General features: G+C 63.2%; 20 protein-coding genes. 14 read left to right on the top strand and 6 right to left on the bottom strand.

All coding sequences use genetic code 11. From position 1 onward, the window contains the following. Positions 1 to 18: 18 nt before the first annotated feature. Genes QYQ99_RS11475 through QYQ99_RS11465 form a run of 3 tightly spaced genes read left to right on the top strand, consistent with a single transcriptional unit; the run spans position 19 to position 3,865 of the window. A complete protein-coding gene (locus tag QYQ99_RS11475) occupies positions 19 to 1,524 on the top strand; it encodes an ArnT family glycosyltransferase (protein WP_302092745.1) in 1,506 nt (501 codons plus the stop codon). Continuing rightward, positions 1,521 to 2,531, top strand: coding sequence for an NAD-dependent epimerase (locus QYQ99_RS11470; RefSeq protein ID WP_302092744.1), 1,011 nt, complete (start codon positions 1,521 to 1,523; stop codon positions 2,529 to 2,531). The genes QYQ99_RS11475 and QYQ99_RS11470 overlap by 4 nt, the downstream gene beginning before the upstream one ends. Continuing rightward, positions 2,528 to 3,865 carry a UDP-glucose dehydrogenase family protein gene (locus QYQ99_RS11465; protein WP_302092743.1) on the top strand — a complete coding sequence of 446 codons (1,338 nt, stop codon included), beginning with the start codon at positions 2,528 to 2,530 and terminating at the stop codon, positions 3,863 to 3,865. The genes QYQ99_RS11470 and QYQ99_RS11465 overlap by 4 nt, the downstream gene beginning before the upstream one ends. A gap of 53 nt (positions 3,866 to 3,918) precedes the next feature. Here QYQ99_RS11465 and QYQ99_RS11460 read toward each other — a convergent pair whose 3' ends face one another. The 3 genes from QYQ99_RS11460 to QYQ99_RS11450 all read right to left on the bottom strand — a co-directional run bounded on the left by QYQ99_RS11460 (position 3,919) and on the right by QYQ99_RS11450 (position 7,371). After that, positions 3,919 to 5,139 carry a HAMP domain-containing sensor histidine kinase gene (locus QYQ99_RS11460; RefSeq protein ID WP_302092742.1) on the bottom strand — a complete coding sequence of 407 codons (1,221 nt, stop codon included), beginning with the start codon at positions 5,137 to 5,139 and terminating at the stop codon, positions 3,919 to 3,921. Continuing rightward, positions 5,139 to 5,888 carry a response regulator gene (locus tag QYQ99_RS11455; protein ID WP_302092741.1) on the bottom strand — a complete coding sequence of 250 codons (750 nt, stop codon included), beginning with the start codon at positions 5,886 to 5,888 and terminating at the stop codon, positions 5,139 to 5,141. Before QYQ99_RS11455 ends, QYQ99_RS11460 begins: the two co-directional genes overlap by 1 nt. Before the next feature lie 124 nt (positions 5,889 to 6,012). Further along, entirely contained in the window at positions 6,013 to 7,371 is a 1,359-nt protein-coding gene (locus QYQ99_RS11450) for an AmpG family muropeptide MFS transporter (protein ID WP_302092740.1), read from the bottom strand. A 103-nt stretch (positions 7,372 to 7,474) separates the two neighbouring features. Between QYQ99_RS11450 and QYQ99_RS11445 the strand changes: the two genes are divergently transcribed. The 4 genes from QYQ99_RS11445 (at position 7,475) to QYQ99_RS11430 (ending at position 11,799) form a co-directional block, all read left to right on the top strand. After that, positions 7,475 to 8,170, top strand: a complete 696-nt coding sequence (locus QYQ99_RS11445) for a helix-turn-helix domain-containing protein (protein ID WP_302092739.1) — start codon at positions 7,475 to 7,477, stop codon at positions 8,168 to 8,170. Between the two features lie 113 nt (positions 8,171 to 8,283). Beyond that, on the top strand, positions 8,284 to 9,156 hold the full coding sequence (locus QYQ99_RS11440) for a DMT family transporter (protein ID WP_302093156.1): 873 nt from the start codon (positions 8,284 to 8,286) through the stop codon (positions 9,154 to 9,156). A gap of 37 nt (positions 9,157 to 9,193) precedes the next feature. Continuing rightward, positions 9,194 to 10,027: a M48 family metallopeptidase gene (locus QYQ99_RS11435; protein WP_302092738.1), complete on the top strand. Its 834-nt coding sequence runs from the start codon at positions 9,194 to 9,196 to the stop codon at positions 10,025 to 10,027. 95 nt (positions 10,028 to 10,122) lie between these two features. Next, positions 10,123 to 11,799 carry an acyl-CoA dehydrogenase family protein gene (locus QYQ99_RS11430; protein ID WP_302092737.1) on the top strand — a complete coding sequence of 559 codons (1,677 nt, stop codon included), beginning with the start codon at positions 10,123 to 10,125 and terminating at the stop codon, positions 11,797 to 11,799. A 6-nt stretch (positions 11,800 to 11,805) separates the two neighbouring features. Here QYQ99_RS11430 and QYQ99_RS11425 read toward each other — a convergent pair whose 3' ends face one another. Further along, positions 11,806 to 12,708: a helix-turn-helix transcriptional regulator gene (locus QYQ99_RS11425; RefSeq protein WP_302092736.1), complete on the bottom strand. Its 903-nt coding sequence runs from the start codon at positions 12,706 to 12,708 to the stop codon at positions 11,806 to 11,808. 167 nt (positions 12,709 to 12,875) lie between these two features. Between QYQ99_RS11425 and QYQ99_RS11420 the strand changes: the two genes are divergently transcribed. The 7 genes from QYQ99_RS11420 (at position 12,876) to QYQ99_RS11390 (ending at position 21,190) form a co-directional block, all read left to right on the top strand. Next, positions 12,876 to 14,438 carry a 3,4-dehydroadipyl-CoA semialdehyde dehydrogenase gene (locus QYQ99_RS11420; protein WP_302092735.1) on the top strand — a complete coding sequence of 521 codons (1,563 nt, stop codon included), beginning with the start codon at positions 12,876 to 12,878 and terminating at the stop codon, positions 14,436 to 14,438. A 3-nt stretch (positions 14,439 to 14,441) separates the two neighbouring features. Beyond that, positions 14,442 to 16,004: a benzoate-CoA ligase family protein gene (locus tag QYQ99_RS11415; protein WP_302092734.1), complete on the top strand. Its 1,563-nt coding sequence runs from the start codon at positions 14,442 to 14,444 to the stop codon at positions 16,002 to 16,004. A gap of 190 nt (positions 16,005 to 16,194) precedes the next feature. Next, positions 16,195 to 17,358 (top strand): ABC transporter substrate-binding protein, encoded by a 1,164-nt coding sequence (locus tag QYQ99_RS11410; protein WP_302092733.1) that lies wholly within the window; start codon positions 16,195 to 16,197, stop codon positions 17,356 to 17,358. Positions 17,359 to 17,513: 155 nt separating this feature from the next. Beyond that, positions 17,514 to 18,383 carry a branched-chain amino acid ABC transporter permease gene (locus QYQ99_RS11405; RefSeq protein ID WP_034375039.1) on the top strand — a complete coding sequence of 290 codons (870 nt, stop codon included), beginning with the start codon at positions 17,514 to 17,516 and terminating at the stop codon, positions 18,381 to 18,383. Positions 18,384 to 18,527: 144 nt separating this feature from the next. Then, the gene (locus QYQ99_RS11400; RefSeq protein WP_302092732.1) at positions 18,528 to 19,622 is read left to right on the top strand and encodes a branched-chain amino acid ABC transporter permease; all 1,095 of its coding nucleotides are present in this window, start codon (positions 18,528 to 18,530) and stop codon (positions 19,620 to 19,622) included. Between the two features lie 19 nt (positions 19,623 to 19,641). Further along, entirely contained in the window at positions 19,642 to 20,385 is a 744-nt protein-coding gene (locus QYQ99_RS11395; RefSeq protein WP_302093155.1) for an ABC transporter ATP-binding protein, read from the top strand. A gap of 103 nt (positions 20,386 to 20,488) precedes the next feature. Then, positions 20,489 to 21,190 carry an ABC transporter ATP-binding protein gene (locus QYQ99_RS11390; RefSeq protein WP_302092731.1) on the top strand — a complete coding sequence of 234 codons (702 nt, stop codon included), beginning with the start codon at positions 20,489 to 20,491 and terminating at the stop codon, positions 21,188 to 21,190. Positions 21,191 to 21,958: 768 nt separating this feature from the next. On the opposite strand, the gene QYQ99_RS11385 is transcribed toward QYQ99_RS11390, so the two are convergent. After that, positions 21,959 to 22,432, bottom strand: coding sequence for a PaaI family thioesterase (locus QYQ99_RS11385; RefSeq protein WP_302092730.1), 474 nt, complete (start codon positions 22,430 to 22,432; stop codon positions 21,959 to 21,961). A 225-nt stretch (positions 22,433 to 22,657) separates the two neighbouring features. Next, entirely contained in the window at positions 22,658 to 24,172 is a 1,515-nt protein-coding gene (locus QYQ99_RS11380) for an acetyl-CoA hydrolase/transferase family protein (RefSeq protein ID WP_302092729.1), read from the bottom strand. Positions 24,173 to 24,192: the final 20 nt, after the last annotated feature.

Genomic DNA, 24,192 nt, shown 5'->3' with positions numbered 1-24,192 from the left:
GTGCACTCGCCAAATCCTATGGCATCAAACTCCTCGACTTCTATTCGCCCAGACTGGCAACAAGCCCTGTATGCCAAGCCATGGATATGGCTGGCCCTTTTGGTGTGCGCCCATATCGTGTCCCGCATCTGCATTTCGGCGGGCATGAAATGGGATGAGTCCGAACAGATTCTCTGGGCCCAGCAATTGCAGCTGGGCTATGGCCCGCAGCCGCCTCTGTATACCTGGATGCAATGGGCGGTCTGTCAGATTTTCGGCCCTTCGGTGCTGGCTCTGGCGCTGCTCAAACATCTGCTGATTGCCCTGACCTATTGCCTGGCATGGCTGGCTGGCCGGCAGTTGCTGGGTCAGAAAGGGGCCTGGTGGGTTGCAGCAGGTCTGCTGCTGATGCCCCCCTTCGGCTGGGACTCGCTACGCGACCAGACCCATACGGTGATGGTGACGGCAATGACCATGGGGCTGTGGTGGGCTGTGCTGCGCCAGGTGCAAAGGCCGCAAGCCATCAATTTTGTTCTGATCGGCCTCTTCTGCGGTCTGGGCATGCTGTCCAAATACAGCTATGCCATGCTCATTGGCGCATTGTTCCTGGCCTCAGTGACGGTGGCACAGGTGCGTCGCGCCATCTTCTCCAGGGGTTGGTGGCTGGCTCCGCTGGTGGGGTTGCTGGTGTTTGCGCCCCATGGCTTCTGGCTGGCTTCGCACTGGGGCATGGCAACCACCGAAACCGTGCAGAAGATGTCGATCTCCACCGAGGCCTCGCACCTGAAGGGTCTGGGCAATCTGCTCAAGGCGCTGCTTGCGACCTTGGGCCTGTGGCTGATAGCCGTTCTGGTCAGCTACCGCTCCAGACTCTGGAGAACAGGCAGCAATGCGTCTTTGCCGGCCCAGGTCTGGGCCTGGCCTTTGCTGCGCAACTACCTGCTCATCATTGCCATCTGCCTGCTGGCCATGGTGCTGGCGGCAGATGTCACGGACTTCAAGCAGCGATGGATGCTGCCTCTGACGGCCATCGCACCCTTGGCCCTCTATGTCTGGCGTCCGACGCTTCTGGAGCAAGGCGTGGGCCGGATGTTCACCACCTTCGTCGTCGTCTTTGCGCTGATCTTTCTGATCATGGCAACACTGCGCCCCTGGCAGGGCGGTCGCAAGAACGATCCCGACGAGCTCAACCATCCGGTCAAGGCGCTGGCCCAGGAACTGCGCAAGGCCGGTTATGACGGCAAGGGGGTCATCGTTGGCTCGGACCATATGATGGCGGCCATGCTGCATTCGCAGTTCCCGCAAACCTACGCCCTGGGCTGCTCTGATGGCGCACAACTGAGGCAGTGCCTGTCCCAGGCCGACGCCGATACCGCAGGCGGCCTGCTGCTGATCACACGCGCCGACAAGCCCGTCGCGGGCTGGTGGGACGGCATCTTCACCACACAGACAAAAACCGCGGTGCAGACACTGAGCATCCCTTTCGAGAAAATGCCTGCCAGCGCAACACCTGCGCAATACCAATATCTCTGGATTACCCCATGAGTCCCATTCTGATCACCGGCTGTGCCGGCTTTATCGGCATGCATTGCGCCAGGCGACTGCTTGAACAAGGCGTGCCCGTGGTTGGCATCGACAACCTCAACAACTACTACGACGTGGCACTCAAGCATGCCCGCCTCGCCGAGTTGCGTCCGCACGCCCACTTCCGCTTTGTGGAGCTCGATGTGGCGGACCGGCAAGGCATGGCCGACCTGTTTGCCCAGGTGGCTCCTGCCAAGGTGCTTCATCTGGCCGCGCAGGCCGGTGTTCGCTACTCCATCGATCAGCCCGACGACTACACCGACTCGAATCTGCTGGGCTTTGGCAATATCTTGCAAGGCTGCCGCAAGCACCAGATCGGGCATCTGGTCTATGCCAGCAGTTCCAGCGTCTATGGCGGCAACACCAAGATGCCGTTTGCCGAAAGCGACGCGGTGGACCACCCCATCAGCTACTACGCAGCCACCAAGAAGGCCAATGAGCTGATGGCTCATACCTATTCGCACCTGTACGGCATACCCACCACAGGCCTGCGCTTCTTCACGGTGTACGGTCCCTGGGGCCGCCCCGACATGGCCTTGTTCAAGTTCACCAAGGCCATACTGGCGGGCGAGCGCATCGATGTCTATGGCGAAGGCAAGCTGGTGCGCGACTTCACCTATATCGACGATATCGTCGAAGGCATCATGCGCGTGCTGGACAAGCCCGCCACGCCCGACGCCAGCTATGACAGCCAGAACCCCAACCCTGGCACCAGCACCGCACCCTATCGCATCTTCAATATCGGCAACAACGCGCCCACCGTGCTGATGGACTACATCGCCGCCTTGGAGGGCGCCCTGCAAATGACCGCCCGCAAGCAAATGCTGCCCATACAGCCCGGGGACATGCACAGCACCTCGGCCGACACGCGTGTCTTGCAAGCCTGGGTCGGCTTCTCGCCAGCCATGCCCGTGGCCACGGGCGTGCAGCATTTTGTGGATTGGTATCGCTCTTTTTATCGCGTATGAAAGTTACTGTCTTTGGTACCGGCTATGTCGGTCTTGTGCAAGGCGCCGTGCTGGCCGATGTGGGCCACCAGGTGCTTTGCGTGGATGTGGACGAGAAGAAGGTCGCGGCACTCAAGGCCGGCCAGATTCCCATCCATGAACCTGGCCTCGATGCACTCGTCATCAACAACCAGCAACTGGGCCGCTTGCAGTTCACCACCAATGCCGCCGAAGGCGTGGCACACAGCGAGCTGATCTTTCTGGCCGTGGGCACACCACCCGATGAAGACGGCAGCGCCGACCTGCAATATGTGCTGGCCGTTGCCCGCACCATTGCCAAGCACATGGACGGCCCGCGCATCGTCATCAACAAGTCGACCGTGCCCGTGGGCACGGCGGACAAGGTCTCGGCCGTGATCGCCGAAGGCCTTGCACAACGCAATCTGCAGCATGCGTTTGACGTGGTGTCCAACCCCGAGTTTCTCAAGGAAGGCGCGGCCGTGGGCGACTGCCAGCGCCCGGACCGCATCATCATCGGCACCGGCAACCCGGCTTCCGAAGCCAAGCTGCGCGAGCTCTACGCCCCCTTCAACCGCAATCGCGACAAGATCGTGATGATGGATGTCCGAAGCGCCGAGCTGACCAAATATGCCGCCAATGCCATGCTGGCGACCAAGATCAGCTTCATGAACGAGATCGCCAACCTGGCGGAAAAACTGGGAGCCAATGTGGAGGCCGTGCGCCGTGGCATTGGCAGCGACCCGCGCATCGGCTATCACTTCATCTACCCGGGCGTGGGCTATGGCGGCAGCTGCTTTCCCAAGGATGTGAAGGCGCTGATACACACTGCCAGGGAGGTCGAGTTCGAGCCTCTGCTGCTCAATGCCGTAGAGGAGCGCAACCATGCCCAGCGCAATGTGCTGTTCGAGCGCATCAGCGCCTTCTACAGCGGCCAGCTTGAGGGAAAGACCATCGCCGTCTGGGGCCTGGCGTTCAAGCCCAATACCGACGATATGCGCGAAGCGCCCAGCCGCAATCTGCTGGAGTCGCTCTGGACCGCCGGCGCCAAGGTGAAAGCCTACGACCCTGTTGCCATGAAGGAAGCGCGCCGCATCTACGGCGAGCGTGCCGACCTGGAGCTGGTGGATAGCCCCATGGCTGCCGTGCAGGATGCAGACAGTCTGGCCATCGTGACCGAATGGCAGATCTTCCGTGCGCCGGACTTCGACCTGCTGGCCGCAACGCTGCACGACAAAATGATTTTTGACGGCCGCAACCTCTACGAGCCTGCCCTGCCTGCCAGCCATGGCCTGGGCTATGTCTCCATAGGCCGTCCCGCCCAGCAGCCGCGCTGAAACAAAAAAGCCCCGCAGGCCGAAACCTGCGGGGCTTTTTCTTGGGCTGCTGCTCAGGCCAATGGCAAGCTGATCACGAAGCTCGCACCGCTACGGCCGTCCTTGCGTGCTTCACAGTACACCGTACCACCATGTCGCTCGGCGATCGAACGCACCAGCGACAGGCCCAGGCCCACACCGCCGGATCGCTCACTGGCCCCGGGCAGGCGATAGAACTTCTCGAAGATACGCTCGCGCTGCGCCTTGGGAACTCCAGGGCCGTGATCCTCGACACGGATCAATGCCATGCCGTCCTGTTTGGACAGGGACAGAGTGATCTCGCCCTCACTGTAGCGGCGCGCATTCTCCAGCAGATTGCGCACGGCGCGGCGCAGCAATTTCGCGATACCTTGCACCTCAAGCGGACCATCGGTCTGCATCTCCAGATCGGCATCGATGCGCGCGCACTCCTCGGCCGCCAGACCGATCAAATCGACCGACTCCACCGTACCCACATCGACCTCGCTGGAGTCCAGGCGGCTGGCCAGCAGGATCTCGTCGACCAGCTGGTCAAGCTCGGCAATATTGCGCTGGATCTCGGCCTTGGCGCGTGCACTGGCCGGATCATCCCCCATGAACTCCAGGCCCATGCGGATGCGCGTCAGCGGCGAACGCAGTTCATGCGAGGCATTGGCCAGCAGAGATTTGTGAGACGTCATCAAGGTCTCGATGCGCGCTGCGGCGGCGTTGAACTGGTGCGCCAGATCCGCCACCTCGTCATGACCATGCTCGGGGACACGCACCGACAGATCGCCCTCGCCGAAGCGCTTGACGCCGCGCTGCAGGTTTTCCAGACGCTTGAGCAGGCGACGAATGATGGGAAACACGCCCACAACCACCGCCACGCCGACCAGGCCCAGCATCCACAGAAAGCCGAACGGCGGACGCAGCCAGAAGGCGACGGCACCATCACGCGGTGGAGGACGACCCTCACGCCACTCGCGTGGCGCCATCCACAGCTCATAGACCTGCCCGTCCCGGGCGGCAATTTCAAAACGCACGCCATCTACGGGCGAACCGGAGATGCGGTTGCCACGCCCCTCCACAAGAACCTCGCCCTCGGGGCCTTTGAGCACCATCTCGCGCGAGGGCGGCGTGGTGCTGTTCTGAGCGCGCTGCTCTTCGGCAATATTCCAGGCCCAGGCCACGCACAGCGTGAGCACGGCCACGCCGACCACCACCGCCAGCCAGATGCGCAGATACAGGCGCTGGGAGAAAGCATGCAGCAGCTTCATCAGTCTTGTTGCTTGGCAAAAACGTAGCCCACACCACGCACGGTGAGAATGCGCTTGGGAGCCTTGGGGTCGGCTTCAATAGCGGCGCGGATGCGGCCCATGTGCACGTCGATGGAGCGGTCGAAGGCCTCCAGTTCGCGGCCGCGCACGGCTTCCATGATCTGGTCGCGCGTCAGAACGCGACCGGCGCGCTCGGCCAGTGCCACCAGCAGGTCGAACTGGTAGGAGGTGAGGTCGGCCTGCTGCTCGCCCACCGACACGGTGCGGGCATCGCGATCGATTTCCAGGCTCCCGAAGCGCATGACGGCATTCGCGGGCGCCGCCTGGCTGTCGCTGCCTTTGCGGCGCAGGATGGCGCGAATGCGGGCCAGCAGCTCGCGCGGCTCGAAAGGCTTGGGCAGATAGTCGTCGGCGCCCAGTTCCAGACCGATGATGCGGTCCATGGGATCGCCCTTGGCGGTCAGCATCAGCACAGGCACCTGTGCCGCAGTACCGGGCATGGAACGTATGCGACGGCAGACCTCCAGACCGTCCATGTCGGGCAGCATCAGGTCCAGGATCACCAGGTCGGGCAGCTCGACCGAGCCACCATCGCTGGGTTGCAGTTGTTCCAGGCCGCTTTTGCCGTCAGCCATATGGGTCACTTCCAGGCCGTTATTGCCCAGGTAATCGCTCACCATTTGCGCCAGGCGAACGTCATCCTCAATCATCAGAAGTTGGTGCGTGCTCATAGGGGGCAGTGTAGTCATGCTCGCGCCTCGATATTTCTTCAAGACGTCATGCTGAAGCACGCAGGTGACCTGCTCTTGTCTGCTGCGTAAAGTTGGGTAAACGCCGATCCGCTCAAAAACAATAGCTATCAGTGCTTACCCATCAAGCGCCAGAGCCAGTTTTCACTCTGGATGCCAGGAAAATCAGCAGCAGCACGGGGAATCCCATCAGCGCCGTGGTGTGGAAGAACGCCTCGTAACCATAAGCATCGACAAACACCCCCGAGAAGCCCGCCAGCCACTTGGGGGCCAGCAGCATCATGGAGCTGAACAGCGCATATTGCGTGGCCGAGTACTGCACATTGGTCAGGCCCGATAGATAGGCGATAAAGGCCGCCGAGGCAATTCCCCCAGCGAGATTGTCGGCACTGACCACCCAGACCAGCGCCGAGACATCGTGGCCGCGTGTGGCCAGCGAGGCAAACAGCATATTGGTGCCGGCCGACAGCACGGCGCCCAGCATCAGCACGCGCATCACGCCCCAGCGCACGGCCATGGTGCCGCCCACAAAGCCACCCAGCAGCGTCATGATGACGCCGAATACCTTGGTCACGGCAGCCACCTCTTCCTTGGTGTAGCCCATGTCCACATAGAACGGGTTGGCCATGATGCCCATGACCACGTCGCTCACGCGATACAGGCCGATCAGCGCCAGCAGCAGCAGCGCCTGCCACCGGTAGCGGCCGATGAAGTCGGCAAACGGTGCAATCAACGCGCCCTTGATCCATTCGGCGGCATTGCGCGCCGGTGCGATGGGACGGGTTTCAGGCTCGGGCGAGAACAGCACCGTGACCATGCCCACCAGCATGCTCGCCGCCATGGCCGTATAGGCCACATGCCAGGCCTGCACCACATAGCCCTGCACATCCCCTTGCACCTGCGCCGCCACCCACAGCACGCCGGCGCCGGCCCAGATCATGGCCAGGCGATAGCCGGTCTGGTAGGTGGCGGCCAGGGCTGCCTGGTCGTCGACCTTGGCAGACTCGATGCGATAGGCATCGAGCGCAATATCCTGCGTGGCCGAGCCGAAAGCCACCAGCAGCGCGCACCACACCAGCGGCTGCAGGGACTGCTTGGGGTCCATGAACGACATGCCGAGCAGGCCCGCCACGATCAGCAGCTGCGAAAACAACAGCCAGCTGCGCCGCCGCCCCAGCATGCGCGTCAGCGCCGGCAGAGGCAGGCGATCCACCAGCGGAGACCACACCCATTTGAAGGCATAGGCCAGACCCACCCAGCTCAGGAATCCTATCGTCGTGCGATCGATATCGGCCTCGCGCAGCCAGAAGCTCAAGGTGCCCAGCACCAGCAGCAGCGGCAGGCCGGCCGAGAAACCCAGGGCCAGCATGCGCAAGCTGGTGGGCTGGGCATAGACCTTGAAGGCCTGGCTCCAACTGCGCTTGGGCTTGATGACGACATCTGCGGAAGTGGGGCTGGTGCTTGTTTGGGACGACTCGGTCATGGTCTGGTTCTCTGAGGCAGAGGGCATTATCGGTTGCCCGCGCCAGTCGCCGGACGCTACCATTACCGTGACCGCCGTCTCTTTCTGTAAGCCCGATTGACCCATGAGCCGTGACACCGCATCTTCGCGTCCTGTGCTTGACCAGGCACAGGCATCGGTGCGCAGCTACAGCGGCGAGCATCAGGCCCATGCCCATGACTACGCCCAGATTCTGTTTGCACTGCAGGGCCGCATGGAACTGGAGGTGGCCGGCAGACCCAGCTTTGTCGACAGCGCCTGCGGCATGGTCATCCCCGCAGGGGCCGACCATGGCTATCTGGCCGCACCGCAAACCCAGGTCCTGGTGATCGATGCACCCATGGCCCAGGGGCTGGACAAGCTGCGCCGCTTTGCCGTGCCCCCGTCGCTGCGCTTTCCGCAATCGAGCCTGTCGGCTGCCGCGCAGATGGCGCTGGTGCTGCAGGCTCCCACCTTGCTGCAGCGGCGCGGCCTGGATCTGCTGCGGCTGCAGCAACAGGTTCAGGCCGCTTTGCATGAAAGCTGGCCCACGGCCCGGCTGGCGGGCCTGATGCACCTGAGCGTGGCCCAGTTCCATGCCCGTTTTGTGGAGCTGACGGACCGCACCCCGCAGGACTGGCTGCGCGGCCTGCGTCTGGACGCTGCCGTGCTGCAGCTCAAACAGGGGAGCGCACTTGAAGCGACCGCGCTGCGCTGCGGCTACGCCTCGGCCAGCGCCCTGGCCTATGCATTGCGGCGCGAGCGCGGCGTGACATCGCGCCAGCTGCGTCAGCCGCGCTGAGCCCGCCCCCTCACTTCAAGCGTTTCTCGACAGATGCGCGGCCCGCGCCCGCGCATGATGGCGCACTCATGTCTGTCACTTCTGCTATCTCTTGCTCATCGCCCCGCAGCGCTTTGGGCCCTGTCGGCCTGGTACTGGCCGCCGCCATGCTCTGGGGCACCACGGGCACGGCACAGCATTTCGCGCCTGCGCCGCTCTCGCCTTACTGGGTGGGCGGCCTGCGCATGGTCATGGCCGCGCTGTTCTTTGTCGCTCTGGCGATGGTGCTGGACCGAGGCTATGCGCGCCAACCCATAAGCTGGGCGCGCATCGTGTTCTGCGGCCTGTGCATGGCCGTCTACAACCTCAGCTTCTTTGCCGGCATCAAGGCCAGCGGCGTCGCCCTGGGTACGGCGCTGGCCATAGGCAGCGGCCCCATCTGGGCCGGTCTGATGCAGGCCGTGGTGCAAAAGCGCATGCCCAGCCCTCAATGGTGGCTTGGCACCTGCACCGGCGTGGGCGGAGGCATTGTCATGGCGCTGGCTGCCACCGACAGACAGCATCTGCCATGGACTGGTATGGCCCTGTGCCTGCTGGCCGGTCTGTCCTATGCCGCCTATGCGCTGGTCAACCAGGCGCTGGTGCTTCAGGCGCGTGTGGCCACGGTCAATGCCTGGGTGTTTGCCTGCGCAGCCCTGCTGTCGCTGCCCGTTTCGGCCTGGCTGGGCGGGCCGCTGCAGATCAGCGCCGACGGCTGGGCCGTGGTGATCTATCTGGGCATGGTCGCCACAGGGCTTGCCTATCTGCTGTTCTCCGTGGGCCTGCGCGGCATGTCTGCCGCAACCGGCGTGGCACTGAGCAAGGCCGAGCCGATCACCGCTTTTGCACTGTCTTTGCTGGTGGTCGGCGAGCGCCCCGCCTGGTGGTCCGTGATCGGTCTGCTCGGCGTGATCGGCGGCCTGTGGCTGGTGGTGCAGGCAGAGCGCAAGACGGCAGAAACCGTCTGACCCAAGGCAGAGTGCAGCTCGCATAGACTTGGCGCTCATGCACGCCCTCATCTCATCCCTGCGCCTGCCCTCCACCCGCAACTGCCTGCTGCCCGCACTGGTCTGCGCTGCGCTGATGCACGCGCCCGCGCAGGCTCAGGTGGAGGTAGGCAAGGCCTCGGTGATGCGCCAGCTGGTGCCGGCCGAGACGCTGGAAAACTCTGCGACCCAGCAATACCAGGAGCTGCTGCAAAAAGCCAAGGCTCAGGGTGCGCTGGCAGACGCTGGCAACCCGCAGCTGCAACGCCTGCGCGGCATTGCCCAGCGCCTCATTCCCTATGCCGCGCAGTGGAACCCGCGCGCCAGCCAGTGGCGCTGGGAGGTCAACCTCATAGGCAGCAAGCAGATCAACGCGTTCTGCATGCCCGGCGGCAAGATCGCCTTCTACACCGGCATCATCGACCAGCTCAAGCTCACGGACGACGAGATCGCCATGATCATGGGCCACGAGATGGCCCATGCCCTGCGCGAGCATTCGCGCGAGCAGCTGGCCAAGAATCAGGCCACCAGCATCGGCATATCGCTGGGCGCGCAACTGCTGGGTCTGGGCGATATCGGCAATGCCGCGGCACGCCTGGGCGGCCAGTTGCTCAGCCTCAAGTTCAGCCGCAACGACGAAAGCGATGCCGATCTGGTCGGACTGGAGCTCGCGGCCCGCGCCGGCTTCAACCCGCAGGCCGCCGTGAGCCTGTGGCGCAAGATGGGGCAGGCCACGGGCGAAGGCGGCATAGGCTTTCTCTCCACGCATCCGACAGGCCCCGATCGCATACGTCAGCTGGAGGGGAACGTGCCGCGCGTCATGGGCTTGTACGAGCATGCACGCAGGCGCTGAGCACCGGTCACAAGGCGGTTGAAAACCCGCTTTGCGTCAGCCATGACGCGCTCTATATTGGCCTGTGACGAGCGCACAGCCACAGGAGTGATCGCATGCAGGCCCTGGACACCCATGACGTCTTCAACCAGTTCGATGAGCTGACCGACATCGACCTGCTGCAGGTCGATGCTGCCTTGCAGGAGGTGCTGCAGCGCCAGCAGGCCCAGGGCTTTGTGCCAGCGCTGAGCCGCTTTGCGCAACAGCTTGGCCAGAAGCACCGCTGGGAGCAGGCCGAACTCGCCAACCGTCATACGCCCGAGCTGCAGCGCTTTGACGCACGCGGGCGTGTGCTCGATGCCGTGGAATTCCATCCCAGCTGGCATCGCCTCATGCAGCTGTATCGCGAGCAGGGTCTGATCTCCTTGCCCTTTGAGAGCCTGAGCCGCGGTCGCTGGAGCGCCTGGGCCGCCGGCTTTTACCTGCACGGCCAGGTGGAGCAAGGCTCTCTATGCCCAGCCACCATGACCACGGCGGCCATCCCCGTGCTGCAAAAAGAGCCCCAGCTCTGGAGCCAGTTGAAAGCCCGGTTGTTCAGCCACGAGTACGACGCCAGCGATCTGCCCTTGAGCCAGAAAAAATCCATCTGGATAGGCATGGGGATGACGGAGAAGCAGGGCGGCTCGGACGTGCGCGCCAACACCACGGTGGCCCGTCCCGTGCATGAGGGCGGCCGCGGCGGCGAGTATCTGCTGCGCGGCCACAAGTGGTTTTTCTCGGCCCCCATGTGCGACGCCCATCTGGTGGTGGCGCGCATGGCCACGGCAAGCGGTGAGCTCGGCGGTCATGCCTGTTTTTTCGTGCCGCGCTGGCGCCCTGATGGCAGCAAGAACCCGGTGCGTGTGCAGCGCCTCAAGGACAAGGTCGGCAACCGCAGCAACTCCAGCTCGGAAGTGGAGCTGCAGGACGCCTGGGGCATTCTCATGGGCGAGGAAGGGCGCGGCATTCCCACCATCATCGAGATGGCCAGCTACACGCGACTGAACTGCGTGCTGGGCAGCGCGGCCATTGTGCGCAGCGCCACCGTGCAGTCGATTGCCTATGCGCGTCAGCGATCGGCCTTTGGCAAACATCTCGCGGATCAGCCGCTGATGGCCACCGTGCTCGCGGACCTGGCCCTCGAAAGCGAAGCCTCCATGCAGCTCGCCATGCATCTGGCGCAGGCCTATGAGCTGGAGGCCGAAGGCGATCTGCTGGCTCGCGCCTGGAAGCGCATCATGACTCCGGCCGCCAAGTTCTGGATCTGCAAGCGCTCGGTGGAGATCACGGGCGAAGCCATGGAGGTCTTTGGCGGCAACGGCTATGTGCAGGACAGCATCGTCGCGCGCCTGTTCCGCGAGGCGCCGGTCAACTCCATCTGGGAAGGTTCGGGCAATGTGATGTGCCTCGATGTGCTGCGCGCCATGGGCCGCGAGCCCGAAGCCGCGCGCCTGCTGTTGCAGGATCTCAGCGATATGGCTGCCGACCGCCCCCTGCTGACGGCAATGGCGCAATCGCTGGCCCAACGCCTGTCTGCGGCCCCCGATGCACTGGAGCCGCAAGCCCGCCGACTGGTGCAGGACTTGTGTCTGCTGGCCCAGGCCTGCCTGATGCACAGGCACGCGCCCGCCCCCATGGCCGATGGCTTCATCCACACCCGCCTGGGCGCGCAGAACGGAGCCATGGTGGTCGGAGCGTTCGACCCAGCCGGGCTCGACATTGCGGCCATACTTCAGCGCGCCCTGCCCGCCTGAATCCGCTCAGGCGGCGACCAGCGCTTTCAGTTGCCTGAAACTTTGCGGCAAGCTCTTGCCGCTGGTGTCCAAGACATGATCGGCCTTGGAATAAAAGGCCGATCGGCCGTCCAGAATCCGGCGCAAATCATCCATGGCCTCGGGGTTGGCCGCCATGGGCCGCGTGTCGCCCTGGGCCACGACACGGCTCATATGCTCATCGGGCTGGGCCTGCAGCCAGACCGTCGTGCAGTGGCTGAGCAGTTCGTTGAAGGTTGCGGGGTCTGATACGATGCCACCCGGGGTGGCAATCACCACATCGCTGTAGATCTGCACGGCCTCTTCGAGTGCACGACGCTCGTAACGACGATAGGCGCCAGCTCCATAGAGGTCATAAATCTCGCGCACGCTGCAACCCGCCACTCGCTCGATCTCCTGGTTCAGCTCCAGAAACGGCACATTCAACTGCTCGGCCAGCATGCGCCCCAGCGTGGACTTGCCTGCGCCGCGCAGGCCTATCAGGGCAATGCGCGAAGCCCGGTGCGGATCGCCGGTGGGTGCGGTACCCAGAATCTCTCCAGCGGCCAGTCGCACGCGCTTCAAGTCGGCTTCGCTGCTGCCTTCCAGCAGCTCGCGCAGCAGCAACCATTCGGCACTGGCAGTCGTCACATCGCCCAGCAACTCGGCCATGCTGCACTGAAGTGCATTGGCAATCTGCTGCAGCACCAGGATGGAGACATTGCCCGTGCCGTATTCGAGATTGGCCAGATGCCGCTCCGACACCACGGCGGCAGAGGCCAGCCCACGACGCGTGAGACCGCGGCGCGCACGCAGATTGCGCACCCTCTCGCCCAAGGCCTGCAGCAGCGGGCTTTTGCCCGCCTCATCCCCTTCCGCAACCAGCGCGGATGCCATGTCTAACTGATCCATAAAGCTCCTCAGAGGCCGTGAATGATAAACAGTCGGGGTTAACGCGAATCATGCAATATATTGCTTGACACTGCATTGTCTCGTATTTATCTTCTGATTGCACGCACAATATTGCATGTTTTATCAAAGATTTGATGCTGCTCAGATCGGCACCTCAGGAGACCCCCATGACCGAGTTACTGGCCAACCATGTGGCAGGCCGCTGGCAAACCGGCGGCGGCCCGGGCAGTGTGTTACGAGATCCGGTACTGGGGGTCGAGCTGGTGCGTGTCGATGCCACAGGGCTTGATCTGGGTGCCGCCTTTGCCTTTGCACGCGACACCGGCGGCAAGGCCTTGCGCGCCCTGAGCTACGCCCGGCGCGCCAGCCTTCTGGCCGAGATTGCCGCGGTGCTGCAAAGCCGGCGCGATGCGTATTACGAGATCTCCACCGCCAACAGCGGCACTGTCAGAAACGACACCGCCGTCGATGTGGACGGCGGCATCTACACCCTGAACCAATACGCCAGATGGGGCGCAGCGCTGGACGATGCCAGACATCTGAGTGACGGCGAAGCCGTGGCGCTGGCCAAGGATGGAGCCTTTCTATCCCGCCATATCCAGGTTCCGACACGTGGCGTGGCGCTGTTCATCAACGCCTTCAACTTCCCGGCCTGGGGGCTGTGGGAAAAAGCGGCTCCAGCCCTGCTCTCGGGCTTGCCCATCATCGTCAAGCCGGCCACCGCCACCGCCTGGCTGACCCAGCGCATGGTCAGGGATGTGATCGATGCCGGCATATTGCCGCCCGGGGCGCTGTCCATCGTCTGCGGCAGTGCCGCCGGATTGCTCGATCAGCTGCAGCCCATGGATGTGGTCTCCTTCACAGGATCTGCGGACACGGCTGCGACCATCCGCTCCCACGCGGCCATCACCCGCCACTCAGTGCGCAGCAATATCGAAGCCGACAGCGTGAACTGCGCGCTGCTGATGCCCGGCCATGGCCCGGGCAGCGAAGCTGCTGCCTTGCTGGCGCGTGAAGTGGTGCGCGAAATGACGGTCAAATCCGGCCAGAAATGCACGGCCATACGCCGCGTGCTGGTACCGCAAGCGCTGTACGACGGTGTGGCCCAGGCCATCGGTGCACAACTGACCAAAATCACCGTAGGCAACCCGCGCAACGACGCTGTGCGCATGGGATCTCTGGTCAGCCGCGAGCACTACGACAGCGTGCAGCAGGGCCTGGGCCGGTTGCTGGAGCACACCACGGCCCTGCATGACGGCAGACGCAACGCGCTGATCGATGCCGACCCGGCGATTGCCGCCTGCGCCCAGCCCGTGCTGCTGGGAACACAGGACCCCGATGGCAGTGCACTCGTGCATGACATGGAAGTCTTTGGCCCCGTGGCCACTCTCATACCCTACCGTGACCTGGCCCATGGCCTGGCACTTGCACATCGCGGACAGGGCTCGCTGGTCTGCTCAATCTACGGCGATGACGACCAAGCCCTGGCCGCCGCTGCCACCGATCTCGCAGCCAGCCACGGCCGCGTGCATGTGGTCACCCCCGCTGTCGCCAAGCTGCATACCGGCCACGGCAATGTCATGCCCCAGTCCCAGCATGGCGGTCCGGGCCGCGCCGGCGGCGGCTCCGAACTCGGCGGCCTGCGGGCACTGGATTTCTATCATCGCAAAAGCGCCATACAAGCTGCACCGCAGGTTCTGCAGGCACTGGCCGAAACGACGGGAGCATGAGCCATGACCGACTTCAGCCAAGCCTTCAACTTTGCCCAGCATCTGTTCGATCTCAACCAGGCGCGCGGTGACAAGAACGCCTACACCGATGACCAGGGCACGCTCAGCTATGCGCAGTTGCAGGAGCAGGCCCGCCGCTTGGCGCATGGCCTGCTCGCTGCCGGCATCCATCGCGAGGAGCGCGTGCTGCTGGTCATGCACGATATGCGCGAGTGGGTGATCTCCTTTCTGGGAGCCATGTACGCAGGTGTGGTGCCGGTGGCGGTGAATACCTTGCTCACCGCAGCTGACTATGCCTACATGCTCGAGCATTGCCGCGCGCAGGCGATTTTCACCAATGGCGCGCTGGTTGCCGTGATGCAGCAGGCTCTGGAGCAGGCCCAGCACGAGGTCAACCATATCTGGGTCGCCAGGCCTGATGAAGCACCGCAAGGCCTGCCACCGGCCTTCGAGCCGCTGCAGCCTTGGCTGCTGCAACAAACGCCGCTGGCCCATGCCGCCAGAACCATGGGCGACGACCCCGGCTTCTGGCTGTATTCCTCGGGCTCCACCGGCAAGCCCAAGGGGGCGGTGCATACCCACGCCAACCCCTACTGGACGGCCGAGTTGTATGGCAAGCCGGTGCTGGGCCTGAGCGAGAGCGATGTCTGCTTTTCCGCCGCCAAGCTTTACTTCGCCTACGGTCTTGGCAACGCCCTGACATTCCCCCTGAGCGTAGGCGCCAGCGTGGTGCTGATGGCCGAGCGCCCCACACCGGAAGCCACCTTCAGGCGCTGGACCGAACACCAGCCCACGGTGTTTTTCGGCGCGCCGACGGGCTTTGCAGGCATGCTGGCTCACTCCGCCTTGCCGCCGCGCGAGCAGGTCAGCCTGCGCATGTGCTCCTCGGCCGGCGAAGCCCTGCCGGCAGAGATTGCCCAGCGCTTCAAGACCCACTTCGGCGCCGATATCGTGGACGGCATCGGCTCCACCGAAATGCTGCACATCTTCATCTCCAACCGCCCGGACGACATACGCTACGGCAGCACGGGAAAGCCTGTACCAGGCTATGTGGTGGAGTTGCGTGGCGAGGACGGACAGCCCGTGGCCGATGGCGAGATTGGCGACCTCTACATCAAAGGTCCGAGCGCCGCCCTGATGTACTGGGCCAACCGTGACAAGACACGCGACACCTTCCAGGGCGTCTGGCTCAAGAGCGGCGACAAATATGTGCGCGATGCCGAGGGCTACTACACCTATGCAGGCCGCAGCGACGACATGCTCAAGGTCAGCGGCATCTATGTCTCGCCCTTCGAGGTCGAATCCACGCTGCAGCAGCACCCTGCCGTATTGGAGGCTGCCGTGATCGGCGTGACCGACGAACAGGGTCTGACCAAGACCAAATCCTATGTGGTGTGCAAGCCCGGACAGAGCGCCAGCGAGGCCGAACTCAAGGCCTTTGTAAAGAGCCGGCTGGCCGCCTACAAATACCCGCGCTTCATTGAATTTGTCGATGAGCTGCCAAAGACCGCGACTGGAAAGATCCAACGCTTTCGCTTGCGTGAGCTGGAATCCAAACCACGCTAATTGCTTATCGCAAGGTTGCAAGAAGCTATCAAAACAGTAGTCACAAACTAGGGCAATCGCTGGTATTGCTTTAAACCTAAAGTTGTTAGAGTGCGCTCGTGCATCAGTGCCAACCCCAGCACCACAGCCAGTCATAACCGTTGATCTGAGAGTAAGCCGGCATTCGTCCATCAACCAGCAGGAGACAAGCATGAGCAAGCAATGGGCAATATGGAGCGCAATCGCACTGGCTGCCGCCGCAAGCGGCAGCAGCGCCATGGCGCAGGAGAAGATCAAGGTCGGCTTCATGCTGCCTTTCAGCGGCACTTATGCAGCCCTGGGCGTGGCGATCGAGAACGGCTTTCGCATGCAGGTAGCCGAGCAAGGCGGCAAGCTGGGCGGACGCGAGATCGAATACTTCAAGGTCGACGACGAATCCGACCCCGCCAAGGCCACGGACAACGTCAACCGCCTCATCAAGCGCGACAAGGTCGATGTGATCGTCGGCACCGTGCACTCCGGCGTGGCCATGGCCATGGCCAAGGCTGCCAAGGAAAGCGGCACCGTGCTCATCGTGCCCAATGCGGGAGCCGATGCAGTCACCGGCCCCATGTGCGCTCCCAATATCTTCCGCAGCTCCTTCTCCAACTGGCAGACGGCCTACCCCATGGGCGTGGTGGCAGCCAAGGAGGGCAAGAAAAATGCCATGACCCTGACCTGGAAGTACGCTGCCGGTGAAGAGGCCGTCAACGGCTTCAAGGAAGGTTTCGAGAAAAGCGGCGGCAAGGTCAGCAAGCAGCTGACGCTGCCGTTTCCCAACGTCGAATTCCAGGCTCTGCTGACCGAGATCGCAGCGGCCAAGCCCGATGCAGTGTTCTCCTTCTTTGCGGGCGCAGGTGCCGTGAAATTCGTCAAGGACTATCACGCCTCGGGCCTGTCCAAGACCATTCCGCTCTACGGACCGGGCTTTCTGACCGACGGCACGCTGGAGGCTCAGGGCGAGGCCGCCCAGGGCATGCTGACCACGCTGCACTATGCCGACGAACTGGGCACGGCGCGCGATCAGGCCTTCCGCACCAACTACGCCAAGAACTACAAGCTGCAGCCCGATGTCTATGCCGTGCAAGGCTATGACGCCGCGCAGATGCTGGCCGTGGGTCTGAAGGCCGCCGGTGGCGACATCGGCAAGAAGGATGTCTTCCGCACCGCCATCGAAAAAGCCACGATTGCCAGCCCGCGCGGCGACTTCACCTTGAGCAAGGCGCACAACCCCGTGCAGGACATCTATCTGCGCAAGGTTGACGGCAAGGAGAACAAGAAGATCAGCGTGGCAGTGAAGGCTCTGGCGGACCCTGCCCGCGGCTGCCGCATGTAATAGACGCGGGCCCTGCCGCCCGGGATACGTCGCTGCTCTGCGCTTGCCGCACCTTCGGTGACGGCCCTTGCAGAGCGCCTCGTCTCCAGCGCGAATCGCCGATTCGCCGGACTGTATGCCCCGCTTTGCAGCCTCCTGCTTCAACAAGGATTGCCGTGGATCTCGCCACTTTTCTGGTGCAGTGCCTGAACTCTGTTCAGTACGGACTGCTGCTGTTTCTGCTGGCCTCGGGCCTGACGCTGATCTTCGGCATCATGGGGGTGATCAACCTCGCCCATGGCAGCTTCTACATGATCGGTGCCTATGTGGCGTTCTCGCTCGCACCGTACCTGGGCCAGCATTTCATCGTCATGCTGCTGGTCGGCGTGGTGCTGGCCGTGGTGCTGGGCTATTTTCTCGAATGGGCATTCTTCAGCTTTCTCTACGAACGCGATCACCTGCAGCAGGTGCTGATGACCTATGGCCTGATTCTGGTGTTTGAAGGCCTGCGCGCCATCCTCGTGGGCAACGATGTGCATGGCGTGGAAAAGCCTGCCTGGCTGGCTGGCAGCTTCCCTCTGATGGGCATGATGCAGTACCCCTGGTACAACGTGTTTGCAGCCGCTGCCTGCCTGCTGGTGGCGCTGCTGATGTACTACACCGTCAACCGCACGCGCCTGGGCATGATGATTCGTGCCGGTGCCAGCAATCGCGACATGGTGCGCGGCCTGGGCATCAACATCAAGCGCCTGTACCGCATCGTCTTTGCCGTGGGCGTGGCCCTGGCGGCACTGGCCGGCATGATCGCGGCGCCCATGAGTTCGGTCTACCCCAATATGGGCTCCAGCGTGCTCATCATCTGCTTTGTGGTGGTGGTCATCGGCGGCATAGGCTCGATTACCGGCGCGCTGATTGCCTCGCTGCTAGTGGGCTTTGTGGATACCTTCGGCAAGGTGTTCTTCCAGGAGCTCAGCGGCATGAGCATCTATCTGCTGATGGCCGTGATCCTGGTATGGCGCCCGGAAGGCCTGATGGGAAAGAGATGATGAAGCTCCCCCTGACCCGCTTCGCGCCTTCCCCCTCTCCCGCTATGCGGGAAGGGAACAACACATTCGCTGCGGGACGACCCTTGCCCGGTGTCCCCTGCTTGGCACACGCCAGTTCTGCAAGCAGTGTCAAGGATCATTGATATGAGTGACAACTCCTATACGCCGCTGCCGCAATCCAACCAGGCTTATGCACAAGCGCCGGCCGTCACCAGCCAGAGCCGTCCCATTCGCGCCCGAAGCGTCTGGGTAGGGGTAGTGCTGCCGCTGGCCGCCGCAGTGCTGCTGGCGGCCGCTCAGCCCCTGTGGTCGGCCTATCTCTCCGATCTGGTCGTCAAGATCATGATCCTGTCCATCTTTGCTCTGAGCCTGCATATCCTGGTGGGCGGCGCAGGGCTGGTCAGCCTGGGCCATGCCGCCTACTTCGGCCTGGGTGCCTATGCGGCGGTGAAGGCCGCCGGCCAGGACGGCAGCAACTTTCTCGTCATGCTCGGCGCCGCAGTCGGCGTCTCGGGCCTGTATGCGCTGGTGGTGGGCGCCCTGAGTCTGCGCACCAGGGGCGTGTACTTCATCATGGTCACGCTGGCGTTCGCTCAGCTGGCTTTCTTCGTCGTGCACGACGTGGGCTACTTTGGCGGCAGCGACGGCATCTACCTGATGCAGCGCCCGGCCATCGGAGCACTGGACATGGAAAGCAGCACCACGCAGTACTACGTGGTGCTGGCGGCCCTGGTGCTGGTCTACGCCTTCATCGCCATGCTGCGTCACTCTCGCTTCGGCCATGCACTGGCCGGTATCCGGGTCAACGAGCAACGCATGCGCGCTGCCGGCTTTGCCACCTACGGCTACAAGCTCGCAGGCTTTGTGATTGCCGGTGCGCTGGCGGGGCTGGCGGGCTTTCTGCTGGCCGCACGCGATGCCGTGGTCAACCCCGAGCTGCTGGCCTGGCACCACTCCGGCGAGGTCCTGCTGATGCTGATTCTGGGCGGGGTGGGTTCGCTGCGCGGTGCCGTGCTGGGCACCATCACCTTTGTGCTGCTCAAGGAGGTGCTTGGCACGCATGCCATCGTGGGCAATGCCGCGGACCACTGGCAGCTGACGCTGGGCATCGCCATCATCGCGCTGGTCGCGCTGCTGCCCAAGGGCCTGGTCGGCATCAACGACAAATGGCAGAAGAAGGCAGCAGCGCGGACCGGCAAATCGCCAGAAGCTGTCGAGCAAGGAGCAGACCGTGGTTGATACAGGCAATGCTCCCAAGATGTCCGTGCGCGGCCTGACGCGGCGCTTTGGCGGGCTGGTGGCCGTGAACAATGTGGATCTGGATCTGCACCAGGGCGAGGTCCATGCCGTCATCGGCACCAACGGCGCAGGCAAGTCCACGCTGATCAACATGCTCTCGGGCGAGATAGCGGCCAGCAGCGGCAGCATTGCGCTTGAAGGCCAGGACGTCACGCAGATGCCGCAGCCGCTGCGCGCCAAGGCCGGCATCGGCCGCAGCTACCAGCGCACCACCATCTTCCCCGAGTTCACGGTGCTGGAGAACTGCCGGCTCACGGCCCAGGCCCAGGCGCTGCCCAGGCCCTGGCGCATCTGGGAATCGGCCCAGCATTGCGCAGCCAGCATGTTGCGGGCGAAATCTGCACTGAATCGCGCCGGTCTTGCACAGCATGCCGAGCGCATTGCCGGCAGCCTGAGCCACGGCGCCAAGCGCCAGCTGGAGGTCGCCATGTGTCTGGCCACAGCACCACGCGTGCTGCTGCTGGACGAACCTCTGGCAGGCATGGGCGCCGAAGAGACAGAGCGCATGCTGGAGCTGCTCAAGGAGCTCAAATCCGCGCATGCCGTGCTGCTGGTGGAGCACGATATGGATGCCGTTTTTCGCATTGCCGATCGCATCACCGTCATGGTCAACGGCAGCGTGGTGGCCACGGGTACGCCCGATCAGATTCGCAACGACCCGGTGGTGCGCACCGCCTATCTGGGAGAGGAAGAGCATGCTTGAAACAAGGCACCCCCCGAGCGGCTCTGCCGCGCCCCCCTCTCTCGCTGCGCGGGAGGGGGACGGCACAGGCACGCGCCCACTTTCCGGGGCCTCGAACCATGCCATGTTCAGTCTGCAAGAGGTGCACAGCTTTTACGGCGACAGCCATATCCTGCACGGCATCTCCCTGGAGTTGCCTCAGGGGCAGGCCGTGGCCCTGCTGGGCCGCAACGGCATGGGCAAGACCACGCTGATCCGTACGCTGATGGGCTATGTGGCGGCGCGCTCGGGCCGGGTGTTTGCCGATGGCAAGGAAGTGACGAATTGCGCCCCCGAACGAATGGCGCGTCTTGGCATTGGCTATGTCCCCGAAGGGCGCGGCGTATTCCCCAATCTCTCCGTCAGGGAAAACCTCCTGATGAGCGCCAGAGCCGGCCTGGATGGCAGCAGTAGCTGGACCTACGAGCGCGTGCTGGAGACCTTTCCGCGTCTCAAGGAACGTCTGTCCAACGGCGGCGACCAGCTCTCGGGCGGCGAGCAGCAGATGGTCTCCATCGGCCGCGCGCTCATGACCAACCCGCGCCTCATGATTCTCGACGAAGCCACCGAGGGACTGGCCCCGCTGGTGGTGGCCGAAATCTGGCGCGTGATTGCCCAGATTCGGGAAACCGGCATCTCCACGCTGATCGTGGACCGCGACTACAAAAAGGTGCTGGCCCATACCGACAAGGCCGTGGTGCTGGAAAAAGGCCGGCTGGCCTTGCAGGCGGAGTCTGCGCATCTGTTGCAGCAGCCGCAGAAGCTGTCGGCGTTGCTGGGGGTTTGACTGTCGTCTTGTTTTGATAGCTGTTCACGCCTGATAGATAAGCGTTTGAGACCTGCTCTGTTTGATGTTTGGAGTGAAACTGGATACCTGATTTATGGACAGAGGCCGGGACTCGCCCCGGCTGGCGACCTACTTTCTAGCGCGCTAGAAAGTAGGCAAAGAGCGCTATCCGATTGCCTGTGTCCCTGCGCTTCGCTCCGGGTAAACCTGCGTCACACAATTCAGCCTACGGTGCCGCCCAACTCGCTGCGCGGCATGCCGCTGCGCTCAGACAAACGGCGGCAAGTCAGTTCACAAAGCAATGCTGTCCTGCGGCAGCATTGCCCGCAGCCTGAACCGCGTGCCGCAGGCACAGCCAGACGGGTGGGAGCGGACAGCCTGCAAGACTTGTGGCGAAATCAGGCTCAAGCGCTTATATGAATTGCGGTGGCAGCTATCAAATTTATCTCGGAGCTATCCTGTCTCTGGTATTGCCCCTTGTGCCCACGCCTGCGACGGCAGCCTCTTGTGGCGCGCGGCTGCACCGTAGAGTGCAGACGCATCGTCATCACTTTTACGGCAATGTGTTTGAACGAAGAGCGAAGCTCGAAGTGAGTTTTGCCGTACAGCCACAAGAGGTTGTCGGCGCAGGTTGCCCACAGGCGAAGCCGGAGGGACGTGGGCAGTAGGGGCCTGCTCTTTGCCTACTTTCTTGCGAAGAAAGTAGGTCGCCAGCCGGGCGAAACCCGGCCTATATCCCCAAAACAAAGCGGTCTCGCAAACAAAAGCCTACTGCACCCCACCCAACGAAGCCGCATCCAGCCGCGCATTCTTGGCGGCCTCAGGCGGCAGGATCGCCATCGTCAGGCTGCAGTTGCAAGTCAGCTTGCCTTCCTCATCGCGCAGCTCCACCGCCCAGACATGCGTGGTGCGCCCCAGATGCGTGGGCCGCGCCGTGGCGGTGATCCAGCTGCCCTTGCGGCCTGCGCGCACATGGCTGGCGGTCACGCCCAGGCCCACGCAGCGGTAGCCTTCGGGAATGCTGCAGGCCGCAGCCATCGACCCCAGCGTCTCGGCCAGCACCACGCTGACACCGCCGTGCAAAATGCCGTAGGGCTGGCAGGTGCGTTCATCCACATGGATGCGGGCGCGCACATAGTCGTCGCCGTACTCGGTGAACTCAATGCCCAGATGGGAAATTGCAGTGTTTGCGCTGCCTGCGTTCAGCGCTTTCAGATCGAGCTCTCGGGTCCAGATCGCCATACCAGTCCTTGTGGTGCATGAAAAAAGGACGCTCTCTTGCAGAGCGTCCTTTGATGCTACAAGCTTGGTGCCACAACGCTAGCACCAAGCGGACTAGGCACAGCTTTCACCCCCTCCACACTCCAAGTCAGAGACACCAAGCAAGGGCCTGGGCGGCCCCGCCGCCCCGCAGCAATGGTGTCGTCCCCCTGGGGGAAGGCGCGAAGCGCCTCAGGGGGAACCTGTTCAAGCACGCATATCGCCCTTGTCCATGAAGCGCTGATGCCAGGACAGCGCCTCGGTCAGGATGTGCGGCGTGTGCTGTGCACCCTGCTGGCGCGAGCGGTCGAAATAATCCTGCAGCTGGGCCCGGTAGTCCGGATGGACGCATCGGTCGATGATGACTTGCGCACGCTGCTTGGGCGACAGGCCGCGCAGATCGGCCAGACCTTGTTCGGTGACGATGATCTGGGTGTCATGCTCGGTGTGGTCCACATGCGAGCACATGGGCACGATGCAGCTGATCTTGCCGTCCTTGGCCACCGAAGGCGTGACGAAGAAGGACAGATAGCCGTTGCGGGCAAAGTCGCCCGAGCCGCCGATGCCGTTCATCATGCCCGTGCCCATGACATGGGTGGAGTTGATGTTGCCGTAGATGTCGGCCTCGATCATCGAGTTCATGGCGATGATGCCCAGGCGGCGCACCAGCTCGGGGTGGTTGGAGATCTCCTGCGGGCGCAGGATGATGCGCTCGCGGTAGAAGTCGATGTTGTCCTCGAAATCCTTGTAGGCCCCAGCAGACAGCGAGATGGAGGTGGCCGAGGCCTTGCTCATCTTGCCCGCGCGCAGCAGATCCAGCATGCCGTCCTGCAGCACCTCGGTAAAGCCCAGCAGGTTCTCGAACGGGCCGGTCAGCAGTCCGGCCAGCACGGCATTGGCCACATTGCCCACGCCCGACTGGATGGGCAGCATTTCCTTGGGCAGGCGGCCCATCTTCATCTCGTGCGCGAGGAAGTCGATGATGTAGCCGGCTATTCTTTGAGAGTTTTCGTCCGGTGTGGCAAACACATTGTCGCGGTCGCCCTTGTGGGTCTCGACCACGGCAACGACCTTGGCGGGATCCACCTTCAGATAGGCATCGCCGATGCGGTCGTCGGCATGCGTCATGTTGATGGGCATGCGGCGCGGCGGGATGGCCGTGCCGTAGTAGATGTCGTGCATGCCCTCCATCCGGGCTGGCGGCTTGGTGTTGACTTCCAGAATCACCTTGTCGGCAATCTCCAGCCAGGTCTTGTTGTTGCCCACGGCCGTCGACGGGATCAGCAGGCCGTCGGCAGTGACGCCCAGCACCTCGATCACGGCGATGTTCATATGACCCAGAAAGCCGAACCAGGCATGCTGTGCCACGTGGGACAGGTGCATGTCGATGAAGTCGATCTCACCCGAGTTCACGGCCTTGCGCGCGATGGGATCGGTGTTGAAGGGCAGGCGCTGACCCAGGGCATGGGCTTGGGCCATCACACCGTCGCACTCGGCGGCGGTGGACGCGCCGGTCCAGACATTGATCTTGTAGGGCTTGCCCTGGGCATGCTCGGCCTTGGCCCGGGCCGCTATGGCCTGGGGCAAGGCCTTGGGGTAACCGGCTCCGGTAAATCCGCTCATGCCGACATTGACACCGTGGGGAATCAGGGCGGCGGCCTCTTCGGCCGTCATGACGCGCGAGAGGAATTCTGGGTAACGTACGCGATCTGCGATGGACATTGCATGCTCCAGCTAAAAAA

Source organism: Comamonas testosteroni (assembly GCF_030505195.1).
Lineage (GTDB): Bacteria > Pseudomonadota > Gammaproteobacteria > Burkholderiales > Burkholderiaceae_C > Comamonas > Comamonas testosteroni_G.
This window is presented reverse-complemented; position numbering and strand designations above follow the sequence as displayed.